The sequence below is a fragment of the Glaciimonas soli genome (genome assembly GCF_009497155.1).
Classification (GTDB): domain Bacteria; phylum Pseudomonadota; class Gammaproteobacteria; order Burkholderiales; family Burkholderiaceae_D; genus Glaciimonas; species Glaciimonas soli.
The window spans coordinates 89,694-115,403 of the sequence record NZ_WINI01000008.1 but is presented as its reverse complement, the minus strand read 5'-3'; the positions used below and the strand labels follow the sequence as shown (position 1 = coordinate 115,403).

The window sequence follows — 25,710 nt, the reverse complement described above, 5'->3', positions numbered from 1 at the left end:
TAATGCGATATTTTTAAAGCGGTTTATCCGCCGACTCAGGTTGTTCAGATTGCTCTTGTTGCAGCAAATTGCGTAATAACGGTAGTGTAATCGGGCGCTGGGTTTCTAGCGAATAATGATCAAGCTCATCTAATTTTGCCATCAATGAGCGCATATCGCGCCGGAAATGCGTAATCAGATACGGTAACACACCGGGCGATAAGTTCAGGCCGCGGGCCAGCGCTGCTTGTGTCAAGGTGGCGATTTTTTCTTCGTCACCCAAACTATGCAATTGATAAATCAGTCCCCAACCCAAACGCGTGCGTAAATCTTCGCGCACGATAGAAATCAATTCTGACGGCGGTTGTGCACCGCTGGTGATTAGCCAGCCGCCATTGCCATAGTCGCGAATTTGATTGAACAACGCAAAAGCCTCGATTTGATCTTGCGGTGATAGCTGATCGCAGTCGTCGATCAGATAACCATGGTCTTCGGGTGAAAAGTGGAATTGGCTGGCGCTGTATGCGGCATCATAATGATCAATATGATTGGCATGGCGTGCGTTCAGATCGGCCGCGCTAATCAGATGCGCTTTCGTGCTGCCAGTGCCAGCCAGGGCCTGCAGTAAATGGCTTTTCCCAGCACCGGACTCGCCCCAGACATAGACCATACGATCTTGTGGGGCGATGACTGCATTGGGTGCAGAGGCTGACGTCAGTTGCTGCAAAAACTGTAAAACTTCCTGATTGTGTCCAACCACGAATGTATCCAGTGTTTGCGCATCGTCGCTGGTAATGTCTAACAGTAGCTGTCTCATTTATTACTTTGCATGCTACGTATGCCACCAAAACTGATTATGCGTTGTTGCTTCAGCAATATTGCCTGCGGCACGGGGTTTAAACAGTTTTTTGACATACTTAATTTCTTTAAACGATACTATTGGGATTGCTGATAAAAACTGCTGCTCAAATAATGCGCGCGCAGATGCCTGACTACTACCGACATAATCGCCGAAGCGGGCAGCGCCAGCAAAATACCTACAAAGCCAAACAATTGACCAAACGCCATCAACGCAAAAATCACCACTAATGGGTGCAAACCGATGCGTTCGCCGACTAAGCGCGGTGTCAGGATAAAACTTTCCAGCACTTGACCGATACCGTACACGATTGCTACAGCGATCAACCCACTGAAACCATCAAATTGCAGTATCGCGGCAATCAATGCGAGGATTAAACCGAGTCCAAAACCAAGGTAAGGAATAAATACCAGCAAGCCCGTGATGATACCAACTGGCAGCGCTACATCAAATCCGGCAATGGCTAGTCCGACCGAATAGTAAATCGCCAGGGTCAGCATTACCAGCAATTGACCGCGTAAATACTGGGCCAGCAGGCTGTCGACTTCTCCCGCCATGCCGCTGGTTTTATTTTGCCAGCGACGCGGCACCATTTTTTCGAACTTCTGTAGGAAGCTATGCCAATCCAACAACAAATAAAACAAGACGATAGGTACTAATAATATTGTCGTAATCCAGCCTAGCACCGCGGTACCGCCGACTTTTACCGATGCTAATACCGATCCCCAGATCTCTTCGCCACTGGTGGACAGTTGTTTAGTCAGCAGGGTTTTGATACCAGCCCCGTCAAGTTGGAGATGAATACCGAAGGCTTCTAAGTGTGGTCCAATCAATTCATTCAGCTTAATCAAAAAAACCGGGATCTGATTTTGCAACAGCGGGATTTCTTTGCGTAACACCGGAACAACAATCAAAATGATCGCCGATATCGCGAATAGAAACAAAAGTATCACGATGATTACTGCCACTGTGCGCGGAATGACATATTTACCGATCTTGCGACGCGCCAGCCAATCAACCCCGGGATTTAAGGCGTAAGCCAGAATTGCCGAAGCGACAAATGGGGTCATGATAGGCCCTAAAGTCACCAGCAAGGCTACTAATAAGATGCCAATGCCACACCACAGCATGGACTGTTTTTGATCATCAGTAAAAGAAAATGGCATGGATGCGCTAGATTAGTGGATCAGTTTGATAAAATGGCGGTTTGGCGTACGAGTAAAGCTTACGGATAACGGTTTGTTGCATATTTAACATGTGCTTATAAAACTCCCTATTTTACCGCCTCTGCTCCCATTTACTCCTTCTTTACTCTTCATTTACTCATTACATCAAACATAATATGACTTCACCATCCAATGTTTCCCTTTCTTATCGTGACGCCGGCGTTGATATGGACGCCGGAGATGCTTTAGTCGAAGCCATCAAGCCATTTGCCAAACGTACCATGCGTGAAGGCGTGATGGGCGGTCTTGGTGGTTTTGGCGGATTGTTTGAGTTAAGTAAAAAATTCAAAGATCCTGTGTTGGTTTCTGGCACTGACGGTGTAGGAACCAAATTGAAACTGGCTTTCATGCTTAATCGTCATGATACGGTTGGGATAGATTTGGTCGCGATGAGTGTGAATGACATTCTGGTACAAGGCGCAGAACCGTTGTTTTTCCTGGACTATTTCGGTTGTGGCAAGCTCGACGTGGCTAGTGCAACCGATGTGATCAAAGGTATTGCCAAAGGTTGTGAGCAGGCCGGTTGTGCATTGCTGGGCGGCGAAACGGCGGAAATGCCAACCATGTATCCAGATGGCGAATATGATCTGGCTGGTTTTGCCGTTGGCGCAGTCGAGAAATCAAAACTGATCGACGGCAGCAAAATCGTGCCGGGTGACGTGATTTTGGGCTTGGCATCGTCGGGCGCGCATTCCAACGGTTATTCGTTGGTACGTAAAATTATCGAAATCGCTAAACCGGATTTGGAGGGCGACTTCCACGGCCGTAAACTAGCCGATGTCTTGATGGAGCCAACCCGGATTTACGTCAAGCCGTTGCTGGCTTTGATGGAAACAATCGAAGTCAAAGGCATGGTGCACATCACCGGCGGTGGCTTGGTTGAAAACATTCCGCGTGTATTGCAAGATCACTTGACCGCTGTTCTGGATCACAACACCTGGACCATGCCGCCATTATTCACATGGTTGCAACAAAACGGCGGTGTTGCCGATGCTGAAATGCATCGCGTCTTCAATTGCGGTATTGGTATGACGGTGATCGTCGCTAAAGAAAACGCAGAAGCAGCACGCGCACAATTGGAAGCAGCTGGCGAAACCGTCTTCACTATTGGGGAAGTTCGCGCGCGGGCAGAAGGCGAAGCGCAAACTATCGTATTGTGATGTAAGTACGCTTTAACAAAAATGCCGCTCAATATTGAGCGGCATTTTTTGTTGGGGCAGCTTAAAAACGCTTAAGACTGCTCAGTATTAATTCCTTGGGCTAATGTCTGTATCGGCTTAGCTTGAATGTTCGTTGCAATAGCTTCGGGTGCTGTCGTCACCAGCGATTGTCCGACATCTTTTTCTACGATTAAATTACTGGCAGCGTCGCCGTTACTCCATTCCGGATCGGCGACACTATTGAAGATTTCTTTCATTTTGGTGGCCCAGTCTTCCACGATGTCTTTGTAATATTGATTTTTTTCATCAATAGAAACGAAGCGTGTGATCGCCAGTTCATCTGCGCCGTAAACCAATAAATCCAGGGGCATGCCGACCGAAATATTGGAGCGTAAGGTCGAATTCATTGACAGTAGCGCACATTTTGCAGCGGTGTCTAACGGTGTTTTGCTACTAATAATACGATCTATGATGGGTTTGCCATATTTGGCTTCACCAATCTGGAAGTAAGGATTGGCATCCTGCACTTCGATGAAATTGCCTGCGGAATAAATCTGGAACAAGCGACAGCGTTCGCCTTTGATCTGGCCGCCAAAAATAATACCGACATTAAAATCAATCCCAAATTTTTCAAACGCACCTGTGTCGCGCTCATGCACGCTGCGTACTGCCTCACCAACAATTTGTGCAGCCTCAAACATGGTATTGGCAGTCCAGATGTTTTTGCCATCAGCGTTGGTGCGCTCGGAAATGATTTGCTTAATAGATTGGGAAATCGACAAATTGCCCGATGTCATCAGCACCAGCATACGTTCGCCAGGATTCTCATACACCGTCATTTTGCGGGTAGTACCAACATGATCTACGCCGGCATTGGTACGTGAATCGGATAAAAAAACTAACCCCGCATCGAGGCGCATGGCAACGCAATAAGTCATGGTGTAAAAGGAAATTATGAGGAAAAACAAGCTGGATTTTACAGGATATTGATGAGGGAGGAATTACGGAGGGACATGACAAAAATGAAAGTTTATTTTGGGATAGTTATATTGCATGCTGCAAAAGAAAAACATACCGTGCAGTTTGCATGCGCACTAATCCATTGACGACTGTGAACGAGGCACTTTTTCTCCAAATTATGTCCTTATACGGGCGAAAAAACACACCGCGATTTATCGAGGTGTGTTTTTCCTGCTACAAAGAAAACGAACTTACTGGCTAACCACAAATGTTACTGGTCCAGCCAACGGCGTATAGCCTCCGTTGTATAGATACCATGCAGTATAAGTGCCAGGAGCAAGCGACGATGTGCTGAACGAAGTCACACCACCTTCGGCTGCGACGTATTGCCAGGCGGCGGCGCTACCGGAGCCGGGGCTGGTGCCCGGTGCGTAAATGCCGACCCAGTTGGACGAGTTAGTCTGCGCCAGCGTAGTGCTGTAATTGAAGGCGATGTTTTCTCCCTGCTGGACGTTAATCATGGCGGCGCTGAGTGATGAGCCCGCTGTCTTTGCGTTTGGCGTGAAGGCATCGTTGATCGGTTGAGCGTAGGTATCGTTAGGCGTTAATGGCGTTATTCCCAACGCGCTTTCGATGGTACGACCTGAGCTGTAATGGTTGTAGCTTGCCGTACTGAGCGCGCCGCTGCCTACTAGCCCTTGTGAGCCGAGGACGATACCGGCCACATGGTTAGTGGCGCTGCCCGATGATTCATCCCAAGTCAGGATCAGCAGCGAACGCTGAGTGGTCCATGCCGGTGAAGAGAATATCGGTTGCAGTGTCTGTTTCAACCATCCGTCTTGTGTTTGCAAGCTGGTGGCAGAACCATTACCCGACGCTTCGCCATCGTAATCATCGTCGGCAGCTATCCACGAAAAGTTAGGTGTAGTGCTTGCCAGTTGCAAATCGGTAGTCAATTGCGTGGTATCGAACAGATGCGCAGCGCAGCGCGTTGGATTGCCGGAGATGTTGGTGTAATTGATGAATGGCGCATCATCCGGTTCGTAATAACTGTCGTTGTTATTCTTGGTGTTGCAAGGCGTTCCCATGCCTTGCTCGTAGGCTTTCCAAGTCTTGCCGATTGCTTCGAGTTTGTCGCCAATGTGGTTCGCAGTTACTTTGATATTAGGGAAGTAAATTGCGCCATTCACAAACGTGTCGCCGCCCGAAACCGCCATATAATTTTCGTCGCTAGGGTGATACGCGCCGCTATAGTTGGTCAACAAGGTTCCACTTTGCGCCAGCGAATTCATAAACGGTGCGTCGGTGGTATCGCCGATCACTTGCGAGTAATCAGTGTTTTCCATCATCACAAAAAACACATGGTCGAATGCCGGTACCGTGGAGGTTGGTGCGACTAAGGCAGGCGCAGTTACTGGCGTCGATAGGGTGAGAGAAAGATTATCGGCGTAACCCACGTTATACGAGCCGGATGTATTAATAAATTGCAGTTGCACCGCAATCGAGCGGGTGCCGACTGGGACTGTCCCGGCTGTCGATTTGGCGATAAATGCATTCACCGATCCGCGCGCACTGGCTCCAACGCCGCCCAACTCACCCGGCGAACCCAGGATATTGCCAGATGCATCGAGGAACGTTGCGGTCACGACAGCCTGGCCGGCATAGACCGTGTATCCGCCCAACCAGCCAGACAATGAATACGTCACTGAGCCGGTATCGATAGTGCTGGCAGCGGAGGATACGTTGATGTTCTGCATCAATGCTGAGTCACCATACGGGCCATCAGCGATAAAGGCATTGCCGGCTGCGGGCGAAGAGGGAGTCTTGAAGCTCGCCACCGAATAACATACCAGTGTCGGGCTGCCCAATAATACCTGCCAGCCCGGTACGGTTTTTACTGCTTTCCAATCCGTAGCGCACAGCCCGGTTTCACCGCCGCCATTGACGATCAGATTGCCGCTGCTGGTCGCATGCGCAACGCTGGCAGCAGCAATAAGTGCGATACCAGCAAGACAACCCAGTACCTTTTTCAAGATATGCCTATGTCGCGTTAGATTTGTCGCCACATTATTTTTCTGTAAGCCCATCACATTTTCCATTATTTGATTGCCTTTGCATGAACAGCTGAAAACAGTCTGTTTGGCATTGGGCGTTAGTTATAAAAACGTCCGTTTTTTTCATGGTCCGCAGATTTATCGGCAATAAACGCAAATATTTCTACGTGGAAACATCTTAAGAGAAATTTATTACTGGGCTAAGACATGAAGTTAGCCGCTGCATTAAGGAGGAATAAAGGGGAGTGGGGATCGGATTTTTTGTACATTACGCACGACAGCCCAACAAGAATATCGGATACGTGTTGCGTGATGCTTCCATGATAATATTTAATTCTTTTTGGCAACTCTATAGATAACTTACATGAATACTCTTTACGATATCCTCGGAGTGAGCAGGCAAACTACTGCGGCACAGATTGAGCAGGGATATAAATTTAGTATGGAGTCGCTCAAAAGTGACGGCGACAATAAGTCTACTGAAGAGATACTCGCGCATTCGAGAGCCATTAAAGAGGCCTATGCGATTTTGTCGTCTTCATCACGCCGACAGGCTTATGACGACAAGTTGAAACTGAAAGAGCAAACAAATTACGAGGTCGTGGAAAAGAAAGATTTTCCATGGGGAATAGCTGCAATCATCACAGTGATTGCGCTGTTGTTAGTAGCTGGTCTTGGTTATAGCAAAATACAGGCGCACAAAGAAGCGGAAGCCCAGCGTATGGCGTTTGAAATAGAAAAGGCAAAGGTAGACGCCGAACAAGCAGCCAAGCTTGCGGATGCGGAGCAGGCAAGGCTGGAACAACAAGCTCGCCTGGATCAAAACCGGGCCGATGCGATACGACGAAGTGAAGCGGCTCAGGCGCACAGAGAAGGGCAGCAAATAGATTTCCAAATGCAGGCTGCAGCGGCACAAGCGGCGCGTGATAAAGCGCAAGCTGACCGACAAGCAAAATGGGATCAGCAACGAGAGGAACAAGCTGCGCAAGCAAGAACGCAGAATCAAAACTGGGCTTTGGAAAGAGCGATCAATACGCCAATTCGACGGTATTGATAAGCGGAGTATTGAGGCGATCTTCCGGTCTGACATTCGCCAGATCGGAAGATCTCGTTAGCGCTTAGAAATTAATGCGCAACCCAACTGACAATCGGATTGACCAGGCTGGCCGTATTGATCGCGGCAAAGGCAGGTTTTGCACCGAATTCCGTCACATATACATCCAGTCGTGTCAGGCTTTTGGCGGCGCTGAAGTTGACGGCGAATCGGACAAAACTTGCGCTGTTAAGCGGATTGACCGCATTCGGATTGATCGTATTGCTGTTGTTTTGATGATAGCCCTTCGGTAGCAATACATTTTGCGTGCTTCCATCGGCAAACGTGGCACGCAGCGTATAGTCACAGCCGATACTTTGGCAATAGTTTGCATATTTCGATTTCATCTGATCCCAGTCAGACTGCGTGGTTGGATCAAAGGTGTGCGGCAGGTTTCCCTGTCCGGCCGTGCTTACTGCCAGACGATTCATCGTGCCATCCGTTTTAGAAATGTTGCCCAACACGGTGACAACCTGCTGGTCACCTTGCATATCTTGTTGCAACTGACTCATGGTCGAACTGACATCGATGTAAGCGTTCTGGGATGCTGACCATTTAGTAAAGCGAGGTGCGCCGTTAATTGCATTCGGGTTATAAACGACGCGACCGTTCATCCATCCCTGCATCAGGGCAATACTGTAATCGGCAAACATGGTCCAGCGGTAGCCAGCTGTTTGGTCGCCGTTTCCGCCTTGCATAGGATCTTGCCGGTAGCAGCGTCCTGACGGATCTAGTTGGCGGCCCGTTTTTTTACATGGCAAGGCTGGCAATACCGGTGACAGCAATTGATTGCGAATGGCGTCATAACCCCAACTTGATCCAGATAAACTGCCGCCCGGATAAGGAAACGTGCCACTGTTATACATGTCGCCTGCGTGTGACATCCCGTAACCATGTCCCATTTCATGGACAAAAATACCGCCATAATTATCGGAATCGCCATCTGCATTTCCAGCACCGACGCTGGTCAAGCCTCCACCCATTCCGGTCAATTTTCCGGTCAGCGGATTTTCCAATACCATTGGCGCCCAATAAGCAACATTCAGATTGCCGTCGTTGTTCGCCGTCACGCTGCGTAATTCCGGAAGGACGCCGAGCATTTGTCCCATCAGCACATAACCGTTCGCGGCCGATGCGCTGACAAGTGTGGCGAAGGAGGAATATGCTTGCGCAGGCGCCGTGCCAGTGGGCGGCATAACGAAATCGCTAAATGTCTGATCCCCCAAATTTTGGCCGTCCACCGTTGCCGCGGGAATTTGCTGGCCGTAGTCGAGTGCCATGCTCGTTCCTGCCATTTCCAATTGCTGATGATTTGCGATTGCCATTGCGCGGGTAGCACCAAAGAAAAAGATCGGTACAGTTCGCACTTTCAGGTTGACACCAGCCGTGACGGTTAATGGCACGGTAGCGATTTCGCCGCCGCGCGTGATCTTCAAAATGGTCCCAGTCTGTATCCATTCTTTCGGTAACAGCACGCTGTATTTGCTGGACGAATAGCTGGGCATGCCATTGTCCGTTGCCGGTAATTTGTCGGGAGTGTTTAGAGTGAGGCTGCCGAGATTACTGTTTGCTACCTGGACTTGAATGTTGCCACCTGCTGTAGTCGGTTCAACCATCAACAACGCAGCTCGATTTGCAAGCAGATTCAAGGTGCGGCTTTTTCCATCGGCAGTATTCATCGTGCGGCCGGTTGGCGGTATCACATGCGTTTGCGCCAATTCAATGCTATTGAGCGAAAACGTTCCACTTGAGACTGGCGGAGTTGGCGTTGGCGTCGGCGTTGTTGTCGATGTGGCCGGTGGGGTCACTGGTGTCGTTGTTGACGCAGACGGTGCGCCAGAATTAGGTGCCGAGCTTGTGCCAGAATTTTTGGCCCCGTCGCTGCCGCCACCACCTCCGCATGCAGACAACAAAAGTGAAAGTGTTGTGGCTGCAGCGAATTGATAACGGCCCGATAAAAGAGGGGTGAAGCGCATTGCATATCTCCAATTAAATATGTGTATAAAGCAATCGCTGTGCCATTTGCAGGAAGTACAGCCGGATTCGCAATTGCTATCGGTTGGTAGTGAAAATAAAATCTTGGCCGCCGCTAAAAATTGCGCACGAAAAAAATAACAGGCATCAATTTTTAGATGTATGGCCAGCTATATCTGGCAATAGGAAGGACGTTAAAAGATGTGCGTATTCCGCGAAACTGAGAACTTGTTTCCGCTAGCTTCTACGTTGCATCGCGTTGCAGCCAGGTTCAGATAGGGTGCTTGTTTGGTCCGCCGGAATGACTGGAATCGCAGTGGTGATTTTCGTGTCACTGATGACGCTGAATGTCACTGCAGTGACGTTCTTTAGCACGTTGCCAGTAATGGTCACCGTGGTGCCCGGCGAAGCATTTGTGCAGATAGATCGATGTTATTCGTCGCGACCAACAATGTCTGAATTGATTATGCTGTTGGCCGCGAATATTTATTCTTGCGAACGACTTTTTTCTATCGCTAGAATTTTTTACGTGAACTCAATTAGTAACCACACGCGAGATTGGTACTGCCATAAAGCGTATCCCGGATTGTTCATACAATATTCCCATGGTGTTGGCGTCGATTTGGCTCAAGTCGCTGTAGGCGGAAGCGTTACCTGTAATTTTCAAAGAATATTTCCAGGTTTGGCCATTGTCGTCGCTGGCACGCATCGTCAGATTTTGGCGCGCAGTGGTGCTGGCAGGATTAGAAAAGAACAGATACGGCTTGCCATTCCAGACGATGTTTAGCAGACTGCCTTCACACACCGGATCAATCAGCGTTGGATCGACAACACCTTGACCGAAGGCACTGCCATCCGGGCTAGTGAAAACGATACGGGCTTTACTGACACCAGTTTGATCGCGGCTGTTGATCATCACTCTGCCATCGCTTAGCTCAGCAGCGGTAGATTCATTTGTGCCAGGGTAGGGCGGAACCATATTGGCGATGGTGAAGCTGACACCGTGGTCATCGGAATAAAAACCGTAAGCACTGTAATCGGTGTAGTTACTTTGGGGCGCACCAACACTATAATTTCCGGCGACAAAAATCCTGCCGCTCGATGTTTGCAAACCGTGTCCAGGCCCCATCGCCAGTGCGCGCCAGCCATTTGGATTGTTGTACGGAGCAGATGCCATCTTCGCGGTTTGCGATGTGATATTCGTTGCAGCCGACCATGTGACGCCGTCATCTGTCGACGTTTGGAACCATTGCTCACGCAAGCCATTGCCTTCGCGTACCGACGTTTCAGATGCATTGCCGGTGTTATAGAACAGGAATAGGCGGCCGTTCGGATAATTCGGATCAGTCAGATCGACGACCGGCACAGCGTTGTCCGCTTGCATCGTGCCGTAGTTCACCACAATGCTCTGAGCACTCCAGGTTACACCATGGTCCTTGCTGGCACGCATCACGATATCAACATCGCCGTAGTCGGAGCAGCTGGTTTTTCGCGCTTCTGCAAATGCCAGCAAAGTGCCGTCTTTCAGCGTGACCATCGCTGGAATGCGATAACAGGCATAGGTAGCATCGGACGCGGGGAAAAGCGTGAGTGAGGGAATCGCTTGCGCATTTGCCGTTGCCATGCCGAAAAAAGCAGATACTGCAAAACCGAAATTCAACAAAAATTTATTCATTGCGTGTCTCCATTTATATCGTTATAAAACGCGAGGAACAACCTTCGGGTACTGCGATTAACTGGCCTTGCTATCTCATAGTTCCAGATAGAGAGGGCAGAAATAGTTTGCCAAAAATTCGGATCGCGCAACTTGGTATGGCCATGCGTTATTGAGTTTCATCAGGCTTTAAGCGGGATGAAATAATGGGCTGGTCGTGATGCCAATACTTGCGAATCCGTAGGCAATATTTAATTCGGCGGCCGCGTGCATCACACGGATGCAGACTCAGGGCGGTTGGCGACCAGCCATTTATCGGTCAGACTGGCTCCCATTGAATGGCGGATTATCATGAATACAATGACATGCCAGACAATGGGAGGAGGGAAGCGATATCTCTATTACTTAGTGACAGGGTGTGCGCTTTTGCCATCCCAAGTAAGTTCGAAAACCGAAGTCGAAGCTTGTCCGCCCTGTTTTTCGCCACCAACCAGCAACACACCGTCATCCAGCTGGAACGACAGTCCATATCCCAGATTTTCTGGTAAATGGCCAGCCAGACACCACTTGCCGTTCACCAGAGCATAAATGTCGTCATGCCAGGTTTTGTTCAAACCACGGTGGGCGTAGTTCTGTCCTTGTCGATACTGATTCCAGGCACCCGGAAAGTTGGCGCCACCAGCGACCAGAAGAACATTTTTGCTGTAACCAGAAAATGCGCCAGCCAGACCTTCCGGCTGAGGTTGTCCCGCTGCAGCAATCAACTCCGGCTCAATTTTCCATTGCACTTTATCGCCATGGATGGCAACGCTGTGTACCTGATATGAACGAAGGCCGGGTTTCAGTTCGCCGTTGACCAAGGTGATGTCGTTGTTTCGAACGGCCATTGCTGGTCCGGCTGTCGGTGGATAGACAACTTTGCCTAAGGTTTTCCAGGCGTTCTCAGATGGCGTGTAGCTTAATACGTCGGTGGAAAATAAATAGTCTTGAGGACGTTTGCCGAAATAATTATTGGTAACGATGGCCTTTTGTTTTTCGTCCGTACCGGCTGATTTCAAGTCTGAGAAATAGCCGTCGAATATCGCTTTATTGACGCCGCCAAAAAATAATATTTGATTGCCGTCCAGCGATACACCGACAGCGCCAAGTAATCCCAACGGACTGCGGCTTAATACTTTTTCCCATTTGTTCTGGGCAGGATCGAAGCTATAGACGTCGTCATATAGCACCATATCTTTGCTGTTGTCAGCATGCTTGAGTTCGCCGGCGCCGCCAAATACATAAATCTTTCCGCCGACAGCCGCCGCAATGCTCTGATCGCGAGGTCCATCGGGGAAATCAGCCAGTTGCGTCCATTTTGGCTGCGGTTCGGATAAATCCATGGAGAACCATGCTTTTCCTGCCGATCCTAAACCGGCATAAATCTTGTTGCCAACTTTTACACCGGCGCCGTTTTTAATTGCAACCGGGATATCAGGATACGTTGTCGGTGCTGCAAACGAATTAGTACTCACCGCGCAAGCCATGAAGGCGCCGATGATGATGTATGACGATAAATTTTTGAACATGTCTTCTCCTGGATAAAACCATCTCTGATGTTTGTTGTGCGCCACGCGGAGTGTCAGGCGTAGAAATCCGCGTTGTGCTTTACAGCGCCGATCGGCGCTGTAGTTTTTTGAAATGCTTAGGGATGATGTTAGAAGTGGTGGCTAATACCCAGGTCGTAGCCAAATCTTCCTAAAGGTGCTTCTTTGTCATACACGACATCGGTATACAGGAAGCTGTATTTCGATAGGTAATATTGATAACCTGCGCCCCATTTGCGTGAAATCCATGGATAGGTCTTGTAGGAATCATAGCCGCCGTTGGCATTGAGAATTTTGGTATTCAGGACATCGTATGATGCCAGTATCAGTCCCGGTCCCATCGGTATCGTCAGGCCCAATATCCCGTTGGTGGCTTTAACATCCTTGACGTCATCCTGAACTCTGCGGTGCCAGCCGCTCTCTACCCCCAAGGATACCTTGGCCACGCCGAAGTCATAGACGCCGGTGACACCAACGAAACTGGTGTTGTAAGGGGATTTTTCGTAGCCAATCGCCAGATAGGTTGGGCCCTGATTGTAGCCGGTGGCCATACTCAAAGGCCGTTGGCCTGTCAGCAAAATAGGGCTCACGGTAGGGGCGATGAGGACCGGTAATTGCGCCCAAACTGCTGTGCGAGTGTCATCGCCAGCTTGAAGGCTTGCAAAGTATCCGCTTTGTGTCCAGTTAAGACTTACCGCATTCTGCATACGAGCAGAAGTGAACAAATGGTTGGCGTGCAAGCCAGCATTGTTTCGGGTGACGTAACTGTAAGTGCCGAACGGATCGGCCATGATGCTGACGACCCAGGCTGGTGTCAGCTTGCGGCCGGCGTCTATGTAGCCATACTGGTTGCCGATACCGACTATGGATTTTGAGTCAAATAAACCTGCCGGACCGTTGACACCAACGCCGCCGGTTTGGACCCCGTTGTTCAGCGTAATGCTGGCCTGAAAGTCAAAAAATGTTTTTAAGCTGTTACCCAGATCTTCGGTACCTTTGATACCAAATAGACTGCCTTCTCCCTGTCCCTCGCGAAATATGTTGGAATCGACTTCTCGTCCCAAAGCAGCATCTGCCCGTCCATAAATCGTTACCGAGGATTGTGCTGCGGCTACTCCCGTCACCGACGCAAACGCCAATAGAATGGATATTTTAATAATTTTATTCATGGTGTGTAACTTTTTAAAAAGTTGGAAAAGAGGAAGCGCCATGTCTCGTTTTAATTAACGCTTCCAGTAACCAAGTTGCCTCTGTTTGTCTATTTAAAGCCTTGATCAGCCTATTCGGATGGTTCGATTCCCTGTCGAAAAACCGATTTGCAATCCGAGTGAAGCGATCGCTGAATTGATGGCGGGAAATAATGCCATCAGACAAACTGCATTGCAAGTTTGGCAATTTATTGCTGTGAACCTTGGTCGTAAATGTTGTTCGCAGTTTCTCCGTGATTGTAATTTTAATGTAGATATATGACATCTGATATCGTGAGCGATGTTAGCATTCCAAAAAAAGCAAATGCAAGTATTTTTTTGTAAAATTGCCGAAAAACAATAAATTGATACCAATTTGTAGCATTGGCAAAACACCAAAGTAGTGTGGGAATTACTGATTTTGTGGGGAGTGTTGCTGAATTTGTTGCGGTTTTAGCGGATGTGTGTAGTTCAGGTGTCTACGCCAGATGCCTTATTGACTCATCTGTAATTGAGTTACTTTGCATGGTGAAATGATTTTTTCAAAGTAACAGGTAAGATGTTTGACATCTGACTAATTTGGTGCAATACTTGATTTCAAGGTGCCTAAATCAAGATCTCCATAGTGATGTGTGCATGGAGATGGGAGTAAGGAAGGACGATGAGCTCGCAAATGGTATGTGAATTAGATATGAAGAATGACGCCATATGGCCGGCATTTCCTGTGGCATTAAAAGAGGCGGTAGGCGCTCGGGTTGACGGCGTCTTGTACGTTGGCTTGGGTACGGCGGGGCGTGCATGGTATGCACTCGATACTCAGGCCGAACAGAAATCATGGCAACGTCTGGCGGACTTCCCTGCCGAGGCGCCGAATGGCGCGGCATCAGCAGTGGTGAGTGGAAAAATTTATGTTTTTGGTGGTGCTGGGCGTGTTAATCCGCAAAGCAGTCTGGCGCAATTCGACTTTGTTCATTGCTACGACCCGCTTTCAGATAGCTGGGCTAAATTGCCAACTCGCTTGCCTGTAGGGATGCTAGGGGCATCTGCGATTAGTGCGGACGGTGTGCACGTATTGGTTTTTGGTGGTTACAACAAGGCGCAATTTGACGGATTTTTTGCCAAATTTGAGCCATTGGATGCATCGCAGCAAGGACTTGCTTTGCGTGAATTCATGAGCAAACAGGCGAGTGAGTATGAATGGAATGCCGATGTCTGGCAGTTTGATGTGACCACTCTGGAGTGGCAAAATCTGGGCCGCGTACCGCATCAGCCCAATTGCGGTAGTGCCGTGATATCACATCAAGGTCAAATCTACTTATTAAGCGGTGAAGTCAAGCCGGGTCTGCGATCGGGCACAGTCAAGCGCGCTTTAATCAGCAATGGTGGCCTGGAATGGATAGCCGAGAAAAATCTGCCGTCAGCAGATGGTATTGCACCGCAAGAAGGTGTTGCGGGCGGGTTTGCAGGTCGTTTGGGTGACGATTTGGTACTGGCCGGCGGGACAAATTTCCCCGGTGCGCAGCAGCGTTATGACGCGCTGGAATATTACGCGCATCAAGGTTTGAGCAAAACCTGGCGAGATGAGCTCTATGTTTTTCGTGATGATGTCTGGATAATGGCCGGAAAATTGCCTGTTGCACGGGCAAACGGACTGTCCTTTCAAGTTGAGGATGGCTTGTTATTAGTAGGTGGGGATATGCAGGATGGCATTCCTTGTACGGAATCGACGCTCTTGCCTCACAATAGCGCCACCGCATTTTCCCAGAACTCAGCCCTTTATCGGAGAAATTCAAGTGTCAACTAAGATTCCCGCGTACCGCCAGGTTCAAATAGAAATAAAAAAATACATTAAAGAAAATAACCTGAAGTTTGGTGACGGTTTGCCGCCAGAGGCATTGCTGGCCAAAAATTTAGGTGTCAGTCGTCCTTCGTTGCGTGAAGCAGTTAAATCTCTGGAGTCGTTAGGGATCGTTGAGTCGCGCCACGGTGAAGGTATTTTCGTTAAAGAATTTACGTTTGATTCGATAGTGGAGAATTTGCCCTATTCGATGAATGCCGGCGACGAAAATGTGAAAAAGCTCTTGCACGTTCGTAAATATCTGGAGCTTGGCGCAATCCCTTCAGTAGTTGAACATATTACCGAAGAAAGTATCCAGCGCCTGAGAGTGCTGGCGGAGCGCATGCTAAACAAGGCCCTGGACAAGCAGACTTTCTCTGAGGAAGACCGGGAGTTTCATGTGGAGATGTATAGCTGCCTGAAAAACGATTTTCTGTTGTCGTTGATTGAATTGTTCTGGAATGTTTTCAATGAGATGAATCAGTCTTCTGAGTCGGTCGATCATTGGGCCCTGGAAGAAACCGCAAAAGATCATTTGCGGGTGGTAAATATGCTTGAGAAAAAAGATGTGTTTGGTGTGTTATCGGCACATCGTGAACATTTTCAGGCAATCGTCGATACCTATCCAGAAGAGTAAGCAGTAGCGTTCAATAATAATTAGTAATGTGTGATTTCGTTGGTTGCTGCACCAGTTCATAACTAAAAAAAGTTACTGGATTTCTTGAAAATAATCTGATTGATGAGTTCCGGAGTATTTGCATGTTGAAATTCCATAAAAAACTTCTGCCTCTGGTCGCCTTGTTAGCTTTAATGGCTACAAGCGCGCCAACCATGGCGGTGGAGAAGACATTTGTTGGCGCTTTTGATGTAGGTCCAAGTGGTAATGCGCAAAAATTTAATCCTTTAACTGCCAGTGCGGGATTCAGTTTTTACAATAAATATTTTAGTACGCTAACGCTATACGATGTCGGCCTGCAAAATCTTAGCGGCGATTTAGCAGATAGTTGGGCTTTTGCTCCAGATGGTAAAAGCCTGACCATCCATTTGCGCAAGGGAGTGAAGTGGCACGATGGCGCGCCGTTTACTTCGAAGGACGTTAAATTCACATTGAATTTGGTCAGAAATCCGGACTCGGCGAGTAGTTTCGCTTCCCGATTGAACAACGTGACTGATATTCAAACGCCAAATGATACGACCGTGATGTTGACCTTGAGCTCGATGGATGCGTCGTTGCCAGATGCGTTTACCAGCATCATGATGGTGCCAGAGCACTTGCTAGGAAAGATTCCTGCGAAGGAGTTGCGCAATTCTGATTGGTGGAAGCAACCGGTCGGAACTGGTCCGTTCAAATGGGTTAAATATCTGCCCGATCAATATGTTGAGCTTGATGCCAATAATAATTTTTATCGTGGTCGGCCGAAACTGGACAAACTGATTAATCGCTATTTCAAAGACGGCAGTTCGGCGTCGATTGCGTTGCAGGCGGGAGAAATTCAGCACACTTATCTGACGTTGGATCAAGTCAAGGAAAGTCAGAAAAATACGGTATACAACGTGATCTCTGGGCCATCGAATGTGCTGAATTACATCGGTGTGAATAATAACGATCCGCGCTTTAAGGATATACGCGTTCGTCAGGCCATTTTAATGGCAATTGATCGGGCGGCTATCGTCAAATATATCTATAACTCACAGGCAGCGGTGAGCAATTGCGTGTTGTCATTGCCTAAGTATGTTCCAGCTGATCTGAATCAATATGGCACGAATGTGAAGAAAGCCAAGCAGCTGTTGGCAGCTACCGATTGGGATAAACTCAACCGTGGCGCACCCATCGAATTGCTGACATATTACGGCGATCAGGTGACCAAGGATGTCGTGTCTTCCTTACAAGCCATGCTGGGTGAAATTGGCATCACGATTAAGCCGCGCTTCGTTGACGGCCCGACATTTTCGAAAATAGTCGATGCGGGGAATTTCACCATGGTCTTTGCGGGCGGTGGCAATGGACCGGATCCGAGTGTGCTGGCACCTCTGATGGATTCAGCCTATATCCCGCCTAAGGGCGTTAACCGGATGCGGGTGAATTTACCTGAGCTGGATGCTTTATTCAAAGCCGGTCAGCAAGAAGCCGATGAAGCCAAGCGCACCGAAATTTATAAAAACGTTTGTCGTATGACCAATGCCAAATTGCCTTGGATTCCATTGTGGGGAACCAATCGCTTCGGCGGCGTTGCGAAGAATGCACAGAATGTCATTTGGACACCTGCGCCAAGCGGTGGGCGATATCAGGATTTCCCTGAGAACTGGAATATGCAGTAAGCATTCCGCAGTAAAAAATAATCATTAATTTCGAATGAAATTCGCACCCTTAGTGGTGCGGTGGGATAACGCATGCTGAAATATTTATTAAATCGTTTTTTGGTTAATATTCCGACTCTGATTGCCATATTGATCGCCATTTTTGTCATGATTAATATGGCACCTGGAGATCCCGTCGATGCTTTTGTGCCGCCATCGCAGCCGATGAGCGACGTTCAAAAGGATGTCTTGCGACATGACCTTGGCCTTGATCAGCCGATGCCGATTCGTTTCCTTTTGTGGGTGAAGCAAGTCGCACACGGGGATTTAGGCTATCGCTATAAAGACGGACAAAAAGTAAGTGAGGCGATTGCCAGCCGCATCCCCGCAACGCTCATGCTGACTTGTACCGGACTGACATTAGGTTCGATGTTAGGCATATTGCTGGGGATTATATCTGCCAGAAATTACAACAGAAAAGTAGACCACATATTATCGGTCTTCGCCTATCTGGCCATCAGTTGTCCTGCGTTCCTGGTTGGTATTATCGGGATGTATATTTTTTCCTTGAAATTAGGCTGGTTTCCGGCTGGCGGTTACTCCATACCCGGTGACGGTGGATGGACCGACATTCTGCGCCACCTGGTACTGCCATCTTCAGTGTTAGCCGTGCAATTCGTTGCCATCCTGATGCGCTACACACGATCCGGCTTGCTTGAAGTAATGACCCAAGACTATGTGCGAACAGCCACGGCGAAGGGATTGTCGGCCAATCAAGTCATCGCTCGTCACGCCTTTCCGAATACATTGATACCAATCGTTACCGTGATCGGCGCAAATTTTGGTGCATTGATTGGCGGCGCGGTTTTCGTCGAGGTCGTATTTTCCTGGCCAGGCATGGGCATGCTCTTTCTGGACGGGATCGAAAGTCGGGATTATCCATTGATCATGGGGATTGCATTGTTTATGGCGCTGGCAATCCTTGCCATCAATGTGCTGACCGACATTATCTATTCGTGGATTGATCCGAGAATAACGCTCAAATAATGAGCGGTGCGTATGCGTGCGTCGGATGAGGTGCGGCTTTGTCTGAATTGTCCTTTAAGGTATTTATTCAAGAGTGATGTTATGAGTAGTCAAAAATCCAGAGCTGGAAAATGGCAGAAATTCAAGGCCAACAAGATCGCAATGTATGGCCTATGCACTTTTTTGCTGGTCACCCTGGTCTGCCTTTTTTCTAGCTGGCTATTTAAGTTTGATCCAAATGCGATCGACTTGAGCTCAGCACTGCAGGCGCCTTCCCAGACACACTGGCTGGGGACCGACCAGACCGGAAGAGATATGTTGGCCCGCACTATGGCGGCAGGTCAGATATCGATACTGGTCGGCGCATGCAGTGTGGCGCTGGCGCTGCTGATCGGTACGGTGTTGGGCGGCGTGGCGGGTTATTTCGGAGGATGGCTGGATAACTTGATCATGCGCTTTGTCGATGTGGTGATGACTTTTCCCGCCATTATTGTATTGATGACGCTGTCCGCGGTGATTGGGCCTGGCACAGGCAAGACAGTCCTGATCATCGGCTTGCTCTCCTGGCCTCTGGTATGTCGCCTGGTACGGGCACGCATATTGAGTGTGCGTGAAATGGAATTTGTCGCTGCAGCAAAAACTCTGGGTGCCGGACACGCTTATATTTTGTTCAAACACTGCCTGCCAAATACGACGGATGTATTGGTGGTGTTTTCGTCCCTTGGGTTTGTCAGCGCAATTATGGCTGAGGCCGGCTTGAGCTTTCTCGGTCTTGGCGTGCAGCTTCCCGATGCAAGTTGGGGCAGCCTGTTAAGTATTGCTCGTGAAGCTTCCATTCTTCAGCAATACCCCTGGATCTGGTTACCGTCAGGGGTACTGATTGTGATTACCGCACTTTCTGCAAATTTTATTGGCGATGGGTTACGCCAAGCTTTTGACCCTAAAACTATTAAGGAATGAACACGATGTCTACGTTGAATTTACACGGTATTGTCCCGCCAGTCGTCACACCACTGACGCATGATTACAAAGTTGATAAACCTAGCTTGCGCCGGGTCATCAAGCATCTGTTGGATGGCGGCGTGCATGGTCTGTTTTTGCTGGGCTCTACCAGTGAAGTGGTTTTCCTGAACGCGCAGCAACGCGCCGACGTGATGGAAGTCGCCGTTCAAGAAGCTGGTGGCCGTGTGCCGCTGGTGGCCGGCGTTATCGACCCGACTACAGATCGCACTATCGCTTACGCACGTCAAGCCAAAGAGATGGGCGTCGATGGCTTGGTGGTGACATCACAGTTCTATACTCGCACCAGCCAGGCTGAAACTATCGATCACTTCTCTTACATTAAAGATGCGGTTGATCTGCCTATCGTTGCATACGACATTCCGGTTTGTGTGCAGTTGAAGTTGGCGCGTGAAACGGTCCGCGAATTGTACGATCGCAAGATCATCTGCGCGTTGAAAGACAGCAGTGGCGATGAAGGTAATATGCGGATGTTGATGCGTGATTTCGCAGCGCATCCGGATTTCGCAATTTTGACTGGTTCGGAAACGTTGGTTGATTACGCGATGTTGGGCGGAGCGCATGGCAACGTGCCTGGTTTAGGTAACGTCGATCCAGCCGGCTATGTGCGCTTGTATAACGCGGCCAAGGCAGGTGACTGGAACGCGGCGCGCGCCGAACAACTCCGTCTGATCGAACTGTTCGAGATCGTGTTCCAAGGCGTTCCACACACCAGCCCGAATGCATCCGGCGTAGGTGGATTTAAAACAGCGATGTATTTGATGGGCTTGATTGAAAACCGTCACATGAGCCGCCCGAATAAGGTGTTGCCTGATGCTGCGGTTGAGAAAATCCGTTCGATACTGACAAGCACAGGCCTGCTATAAGCACAGTAGAAGCAGCGTATAAGTAAGCTTCGTCCAGTTAAGAAGAAAAATCATGCTGAGTCGCCCGTAAAGACGCGGCTTCAGCTTTTGCGATGCAGCGCCGAGAGTTGCACATACACGCTAACTGGACGGTATTAGGTATAGGTGAGACAGATGCTTGGTTCCGATGTAATCCTTGATGTAAAAGGACTGACGACTACCTTTCAAACACCAGGCGGTGTGGTGAAGGCGGTTAATGACCTGAATTTTCAACTGCGGCGCGGTGAAACGCTGGCAATCGTCGGCGAGTCCGGATGCGGCAAGTCCGTTACGTCATTTTCTTTGATGCGTTTGCTGGGTGGGCAGGTCAACATCGCCGGAAATGTCTGGCTCAAGGATGAGAAAGATAGTCCGGTAGATCTGTTGTCGCTGCCTATCGACGAAATGCAAAGTGTGCGTGGAAATCGACTGGCAATGATATTTCAGGAGCCGATGACATCACTGAATCCGTTGCATCGGATCGGCAGTCAGATTGCTGAAGCCATGGTGGTCCATGGTCTTTGTTCAAAGGGACAGGCGGAAGAGCGGGCGCTGTCGCTGCTGGCGCTGGTCGGGATCTCTGATCCGGAAGTGCGTGCCCAACAGTATCCGCATCAAATTTCCGGTGGCATGCGTCAGCGCGTGATGATTGCGATTGCGCTGGCTTGCAATCCATCGGTACTGATTGCCGACGAACCGACCACCGCACTGGACGTCACTATCCAGGCGCAGATATTGCGTTTGATCCGCAAGTTACAGCGCGAATCCGGTATGGGCGTTTTGTTCATTACGCATGATATGGGTGTGGTTGCCCAGATTGCCGATCGCGTTGCGGTTATGTACGGCGGTCAGATGGTGGAACAGGCAGATACGCGTACCTTGTTCAAGCATCCGCGTCATCCGTATACCAAAGGATTGCTGGCATCGATTCCGAATCCTCAGGTGAGTGGCCGTCTGTACGGTATTCCGGGACAGGTGGAACCGGTAATTGGCGAGCTGGTTGGCTGCCGGTTTGCGAACCGCTGCAATCAGGCGAGCGACATTTGCAAAACAACGACTCCACCTCTGTTGAGCATAGGCACGCAACTGGTCCGTTGTCATTTCGGGGATCAATCATGAGCCTGAGTCTTCAGCAAACGGCGGAAAGTATTCTGTCTTTTGAAAATGTGGGTATCAAATTTGATACCAAATCAGGCATGTTTGGGAAAACGCGCTCGTTGCATGCTGTGCAGGATGTTTCCTTCGCACTGCAACCGGGTGAAATTCTTGGCATCGTTGGTGAATCCGGCAGTGGTAAATCGACCCTGGGCAAATTAGGCATGAGTCTGTTGAAACCCACCAGCGGTGCCATCAGATATCAAGGGAAATTACTGAGCGACTATCGCGGCAATGATCTCAAGCAATTGCGTTGCGATCTGCAAATGGTGTTTCAGGACCCGAATGCCAGCCTGAATAGCCGTCTGACGATAGAACAAAGTTTACGCGAGCCCTTTATCCTGCATAAACGGGGAAGCAAGCAAGATCAGCATCAGGAAATTTTACGGCTGTTAAATGTCGTCGGTTTGCCAGCCAGCGTGTTGCATCGTTACCCGCATGAATTGTCGGGCGGACAAAAACAACGCGTCGTGATTGCTCGTGCATTGGCACTAAAACCCAAGGTAATCATTGCCGACGAGGCTGTAGCTGCGTTGGATGCTTCGGTGAAGGCGCAGATTATCAATCTGCTGCTGGATCTCCAAAAAGAATTCAACTTATCTATTATTTTTATCTCGCACGATTTGCCTATGGTGCAAACGATGTGTGATCGGGTGCTGGTGCTGTATCTGGGGCGTTTGATGGAATATGCGCCGCGCGACGTTATTGCCCAAGGCGGTAAGCATCCTTACACGCAGGCGCTGTGGCAAAGCTCGCCGATTGCTGATCCTGATCGGGGTTTTTCTGACGAAGAACCTTTGCATGGCGAGATTCCAAGTCCATTGAATCCGCCTGGCGGTTGCGTATTCCACACACGTTGTCCACGCGCTGTTGCCAGATGCAGCGAAGTAATTCCGCGTTTGTATCCGCTTGGCCCGCAGCACAATGTCGCTTGCCTGCTGCACGAAGCACAAGCTGTCGTTTAAACACTGACTAATCTTTAATGATCGGCTTGATAGTCATGCCGATCATTTTCAGCCTTACTGCCTACTTTAGTATTTATCTCATATGAATATCGAACAACTTAAAAATCAACTCGTCGTATCGTGCCAGCCTGTGCCGGATAGTCCAATGGATAGGCAGGACATCATCGTTGCCATGGCCTGTGCGGCAGTCGCGGCTGGAGCAGGTGGTTTGCGTATCGAAGGGGCCGACAATGTGCGTGCTGTCGTTGCCGCCGTCAAAGTACCTGTCATCGGCATTGTGAAGCGTGATTTGGCCGATAGCCCGGTACGTATTACGCCTTATCTGCAAGACGTAGAAGATTTGATACATGCTGGTGCGGCGATCATTGCTTTCGACGGCACCGACCGCACTCGCCCTGCCAGTGTGGCGAGCTTGCTGCAAGCCGTACACAAAGCAGGGCGCTTGGCCATGGCCGATTGCTCGACTGAAGCTGATGGTTTGGCGGCACTGGCACTGGGTTGCGATTTGATCGGCACCACGCTTTCTGGCTACACCGATGAAACGGCCGATCAGCCTGCGGATGTGCCCAATCTGGCGCTGGTGCGCAGCTTATCGGCTTCTGGTGCAAAGGTGGTGGCAGAAGGTCGTATTCGCACTGCGGCAGAAGCCGCCGATGCATTGCGTCATGGCGCATTTTCCGTGACGGTCGGATCGGCAATTACCCGTATCGAACACATTACGCTATGGTTTATTGAATCGATGAATCAAGCCGTGATCCGGGATTAATTGGCATGCTGATCGCAATCGATATCGGCGGAACCAAAATTGCCGCCGCATGGGTAGAGAACGGAAAAGTTCTCGAACGCCGCCAACAGCCAATGGCGCCGGACCCAATTGGTTTTATGGCAGCCATTGCCCAACTGGTGCTGGGATGGCCGGCGCCACAACAGGTGGCAGTGGCGGCAACCGGGTTTATCAATGATGGCAAAGTGCATTCGGTCAATCAGAACATCATTGCCTTTTGGGATGGCTTTCCGCTAGCCGAGCGTCTTGCTGAACGCTTTGCGTGTCCGCTGATTTTGATGAATGACGGTCAGGCTGCGGCTTGGGGCGAATATCAAGTCCGTCAATCTGCATCAGAGAACTCTCCTGACAATTTATTGTTCATCACACTCTCCACAGGTGTTGGCGGTGGATTGGTATTGGACCGGAAATTGCGTATCGGCCCACATGGACTGGCTGGCCACGTTGGTCATGCAACCGTTTCGCGCCAGCCGACTGATGGCGACCTGGGCTGCGGTTGTGGCCGGCATTCCTGTCTGGAAAAAATCGCATCCGGTACTGCGCTAGGACGGCAGGCCAGTGCCATGTTTGGTCGCGCCATGAACAGCGCCGAGCTGTTCGAGCTGGCGTTGACCGATACCAAGGCAGAAGCGATCATCAACAATGCCGCAATGGCTGTGGCCGAAGCAATCAGTAATGTGCACATGACAATTGATTTGTCCGAGATTGTGATCGGCGGCAGCGTTGGCCTGGCTGATGGTATGTTGCAGCGGATTCAACTTGCGTTGGCACGCGCTCCGAATTTGATGCAGGTACCGGTTAGCGCCGCCATATTGGGACCGGATGCAGGTCTCGTTGGCATCATGCAATGGGCAAACGCGAAAGACGCGTAATGCCGCTGATAGGTGTTTTTGTTTGAGGAATATAGTGTGATGCAAGTACGCTCAGAAAAGGAAATCACTCACTGGTATGTGTTGGTGATTGCAGGGCAATCCAATGCACAAGGCTTTGGTGAAGCACTGCCGCCGGAAGCAGATCTGCAGATGTCGCCCAGAATAAAACAACTCGGGCGCTACCGTGGCGTGCGCCCTGATGGCGCATATGAGGATCGCTGGAACAAATGGTTGGATGCCGGTCACATACTCGATCATGTACAGGATTTGCGCTTTGCCAATTTGCATGGCAATCAAGATTTGAGGCGTTCCGGCACCGTCGGCCCAGGCACTTATATTGCGCAGCGCTTGTTACCTTATTTGCCCGACGATGCCGGCATCTTGTTACTGCCGCAGGCGCACGGCGGTGCCGGCATGACCGTCGGTGAACCGGGGCGTTACCGCGATCCGGCCCGATGCGATGCGAAAACACAGCCAGGTGCCAGCGTTGGTCGAGCCGTGTACAACTACCCCAATATTCCCAACGTCAAACAAGATGGCGCAATGGCTTGGGCCGGAACATCTGCACCGTTGTATCTGGACATGCAGCAGCGTATACGCTTTGCCTTGGAAGCCAATCCTGCCAATCGCTTACTGGGTATGGTCTGGGTACAAGGCGAAAGCGACGCCAATGTCGGTGGACAGCATGCCGATTGGCACCAAGCCAGTTTTACTGAAATGGTCGATCGTCTTGGAGCAAGTCTGGATGATTTGAAGACGCAATTCGTCGGTGGAAACTGGCATCAGCTTCCGTGGGTGAATGTGCTGGCGACACATTGGTGGAATGAGCAGAATCCAGATCATTGCACCGTGATGAATGGCTACCGTACATTGGCACAACAACGGCCCGAACAGATGCGCTTTCTGGATTTGCGCTTTCAAGAAAATGGCGAACCGGTGGAGACAAATCTTACGCACTATCGCGACCCACATGGCCCGGATTACTCGCATCAAGCCATGCCAGAATTGACCGATGGTCGCACCACAACGCCTGAAGTTATTCATATCCATTGGTCCAGCGCGGCCTACCGTGGAACCGTATCGCAACGGATTGCCGAGGTTTTGCTGACGTCGATTCCGGCGTGACTGTCGAGATTG

Annotated in this window: 21 protein-coding genes; 13 read left to right on the top strand and 8 right to left on the bottom strand. The window is 49.7% G+C overall.

Annotated features, from left to right (window positions below):
* Positions 1-13: 13 nt before the first annotated feature.
* Together hda and GEV47_RS15915 are read right to left on the bottom strand one after the other, a co-directional pair.
* Positions 14-796, bottom strand: a complete 783-nt coding sequence (gene hda, locus GEV47_RS15920) for a DnaA regulatory inactivator Hda (RefSeq protein ID WP_153235773.1) — start codon at positions 794-796, stop codon at positions 14-16.
* 119 nt (positions 797-915) lie between these two features.
* The gene (locus GEV47_RS15915; RefSeq protein WP_153235772.1) at positions 916-2,004 is read right to left on the bottom strand and encodes an AI-2E family transporter; all 1,089 of its coding nucleotides are present in this window, start codon (positions 2,002-2,004) and stop codon (positions 916-918) included.
* A 176-nt stretch (positions 2,005-2,180) separates the two neighbouring features.
* On the opposite strand from GEV47_RS15915, the gene purM reads away from it, so the two are divergent.
* Positions 2,181-3,224: a phosphoribosylformylglycinamidine cyclo-ligase gene (purM, locus tag GEV47_RS15910; protein WP_153235771.1), complete on the top strand. Its 1,044-nt coding sequence runs from the start codon at positions 2,181-2,183 to the stop codon at positions 3,222-3,224.
* A gap of 71 nt (positions 3,225-3,295) precedes the next feature.
* Here purM and GEV47_RS15905 read toward each other — a convergent pair whose 3' ends face one another.
* Together GEV47_RS15905 and GEV47_RS15900 are read right to left on the bottom strand one after the other, a co-directional pair.
* Positions 3,296-4,162, bottom strand: coding sequence for a peptidase (locus tag GEV47_RS15905; RefSeq protein WP_153235923.1), 867 nt, complete (start codon positions 4,160-4,162; stop codon positions 3,296-3,298).
* Between the two features lie 273 nt (positions 4,163-4,435).
* On the bottom strand, positions 4,436-6,217 hold the full coding sequence (locus tag GEV47_RS15900; protein ID WP_228124753.1) for an alkaline phosphatase family protein: 1,782 nt from the start codon (positions 6,215-6,217) through the stop codon (positions 4,436-4,438).
* Between the two features lie 385 nt (positions 6,218-6,602).
* Here GEV47_RS15900 and GEV47_RS15895 point away from each other — a divergent pair, with 385 nt between their 5' ends.
* Positions 6,603-7,292 carry a DnaJ domain-containing protein gene (locus tag GEV47_RS15895; protein ID WP_153235769.1) on the top strand — a complete coding sequence of 230 codons (690 nt, stop codon included), beginning with the start codon at positions 6,603-6,605 and terminating at the stop codon, positions 7,290-7,292.
* Positions 7,293-7,363: 71 nt separating this feature from the next.
* Here GEV47_RS15895 and GEV47_RS15890 read toward each other — a convergent pair whose 3' ends face one another.
* From GEV47_RS15890 to GEV47_RS15875, 4 genes are all read right to left on the bottom strand, one after another.
* Positions 7,364-9,307, bottom strand: a complete 1,944-nt coding sequence (locus GEV47_RS15890; RefSeq protein WP_153235768.1) for a M66 family metalloprotease — start codon at positions 9,305-9,307, stop codon at positions 7,364-7,366.
* 533 nt (positions 9,308-9,840) lie between these two features.
* Positions 9,841-10,980: a sialidase family protein gene (locus GEV47_RS15885; RefSeq protein WP_153235767.1), complete on the bottom strand. Its 1,140-nt coding sequence runs from the start codon at positions 10,978-10,980 to the stop codon at positions 9,841-9,843.
* A gap of 380 nt (positions 10,981-11,360) precedes the next feature.
* Positions 11,361-12,527 (bottom strand): N-acetylneuraminate epimerase, encoded by a 1,167-nt coding sequence (locus tag GEV47_RS15880; RefSeq protein WP_228124752.1) that lies wholly within the window; start codon positions 12,525-12,527, stop codon positions 11,361-11,363.
* Between the two features lie 128 nt (positions 12,528-12,655).
* The gene (locus GEV47_RS15875; RefSeq protein WP_194270685.1) at positions 12,656-13,714 is read right to left on the bottom strand and encodes a porin; all 1,059 of its coding nucleotides are present in this window, start codon (positions 13,712-13,714) and stop codon (positions 12,656-12,658) included.
* Positions 13,715-14,393: 679 nt separating this feature from the next.
* Here GEV47_RS15875 and GEV47_RS15870 point away from each other — a divergent pair.
* From GEV47_RS15870 to GEV47_RS15820, 11 genes are all read left to right on the top strand, one after another.
* A complete protein-coding gene (locus GEV47_RS15870; protein WP_153235765.1) occupies positions 14,394-15,536 on the top strand; it encodes a YjhT family mutarotase in 1,143 nt (380 codons plus the stop codon).
* A complete protein-coding gene (locus GEV47_RS15865) occupies positions 15,526-16,206 on the top strand; it encodes a FadR/GntR family transcriptional regulator (protein ID WP_194270684.1) in 681 nt (226 codons plus the stop codon). Before GEV47_RS15870 ends, GEV47_RS15865 begins: the two co-directional genes overlap by 11 nt.
* A gap of 122 nt (positions 16,207-16,328) precedes the next feature.
* Positions 16,329-17,888 carry an ABC transporter substrate-binding protein gene (locus GEV47_RS15860; RefSeq protein ID WP_153235763.1) on the top strand — a complete coding sequence of 520 codons (1,560 nt, stop codon included), beginning with the start codon at positions 16,329-16,331 and terminating at the stop codon, positions 17,886-17,888.
* A gap of 72 nt (positions 17,889-17,960) precedes the next feature.
* Positions 17,961-18,914 (top strand): ABC transporter permease, encoded by a 954-nt coding sequence (locus tag GEV47_RS15855; RefSeq protein WP_153235762.1) that lies wholly within the window; start codon positions 17,961-17,963, stop codon positions 18,912-18,914.
* Between the two features lie 81 nt (positions 18,915-18,995).
* The gene (locus GEV47_RS15850) at positions 18,996-19,853 is read left to right on the top strand and encodes an ABC transporter permease (protein ID WP_153235761.1); all 858 of its coding nucleotides are present in this window, start codon (positions 18,996-18,998) and stop codon (positions 19,851-19,853) included.
* A 5-nt stretch (positions 19,854-19,858) separates the two neighbouring features.
* Positions 19,859-20,779 (top strand): dihydrodipicolinate synthase family protein, encoded by a 921-nt coding sequence (locus GEV47_RS15845; protein ID WP_153235760.1) that lies wholly within the window; start codon positions 19,859-19,861, stop codon positions 20,777-20,779.
* A gap of 153 nt (positions 20,780-20,932) precedes the next feature.
* Complete coding sequence (locus GEV47_RS15840; RefSeq protein ID WP_153235759.1) at positions 20,933-21,916, top strand: ABC transporter ATP-binding protein; 984 nt, start codon at positions 20,933-20,935, stop codon at positions 21,914-21,916.
* Positions 21,913-22,917 (top strand): ABC transporter ATP-binding protein, encoded by a 1,005-nt coding sequence (locus tag GEV47_RS15835; RefSeq protein ID WP_228124751.1) that lies wholly within the window; start codon positions 21,913-21,915, stop codon positions 22,915-22,917. The genes GEV47_RS15840 and GEV47_RS15835 overlap by 4 nt, the downstream gene beginning before the upstream one ends.
* Positions 22,918-22,999: 82 nt before the next feature.
* Positions 23,000-23,683: an N-acetylmannosamine-6-phosphate 2-epimerase gene (locus GEV47_RS15830; RefSeq protein ID WP_153235758.1), complete on the top strand. Its 684-nt coding sequence runs from the start codon at positions 23,000-23,002 to the stop codon at positions 23,681-23,683.
* Positions 23,684-23,688: 5 nt separating this feature from the next.
* Complete coding sequence (locus GEV47_RS15825) at positions 23,689-24,573, top strand: ROK family protein (protein ID WP_153235757.1); 885 nt, start codon at positions 23,689-23,691, stop codon at positions 24,571-24,573.
* A gap of 39 nt (positions 24,574-24,612) precedes the next feature.
* Positions 24,613-25,698: a sialate O-acetylesterase gene (locus GEV47_RS15820; RefSeq protein ID WP_153235756.1), complete on the top strand. Its 1,086-nt coding sequence runs from the start codon at positions 24,613-24,615 to the stop codon at positions 25,696-25,698.
* Positions 25,699-25,710 lie beyond the last annotated feature (12 nt).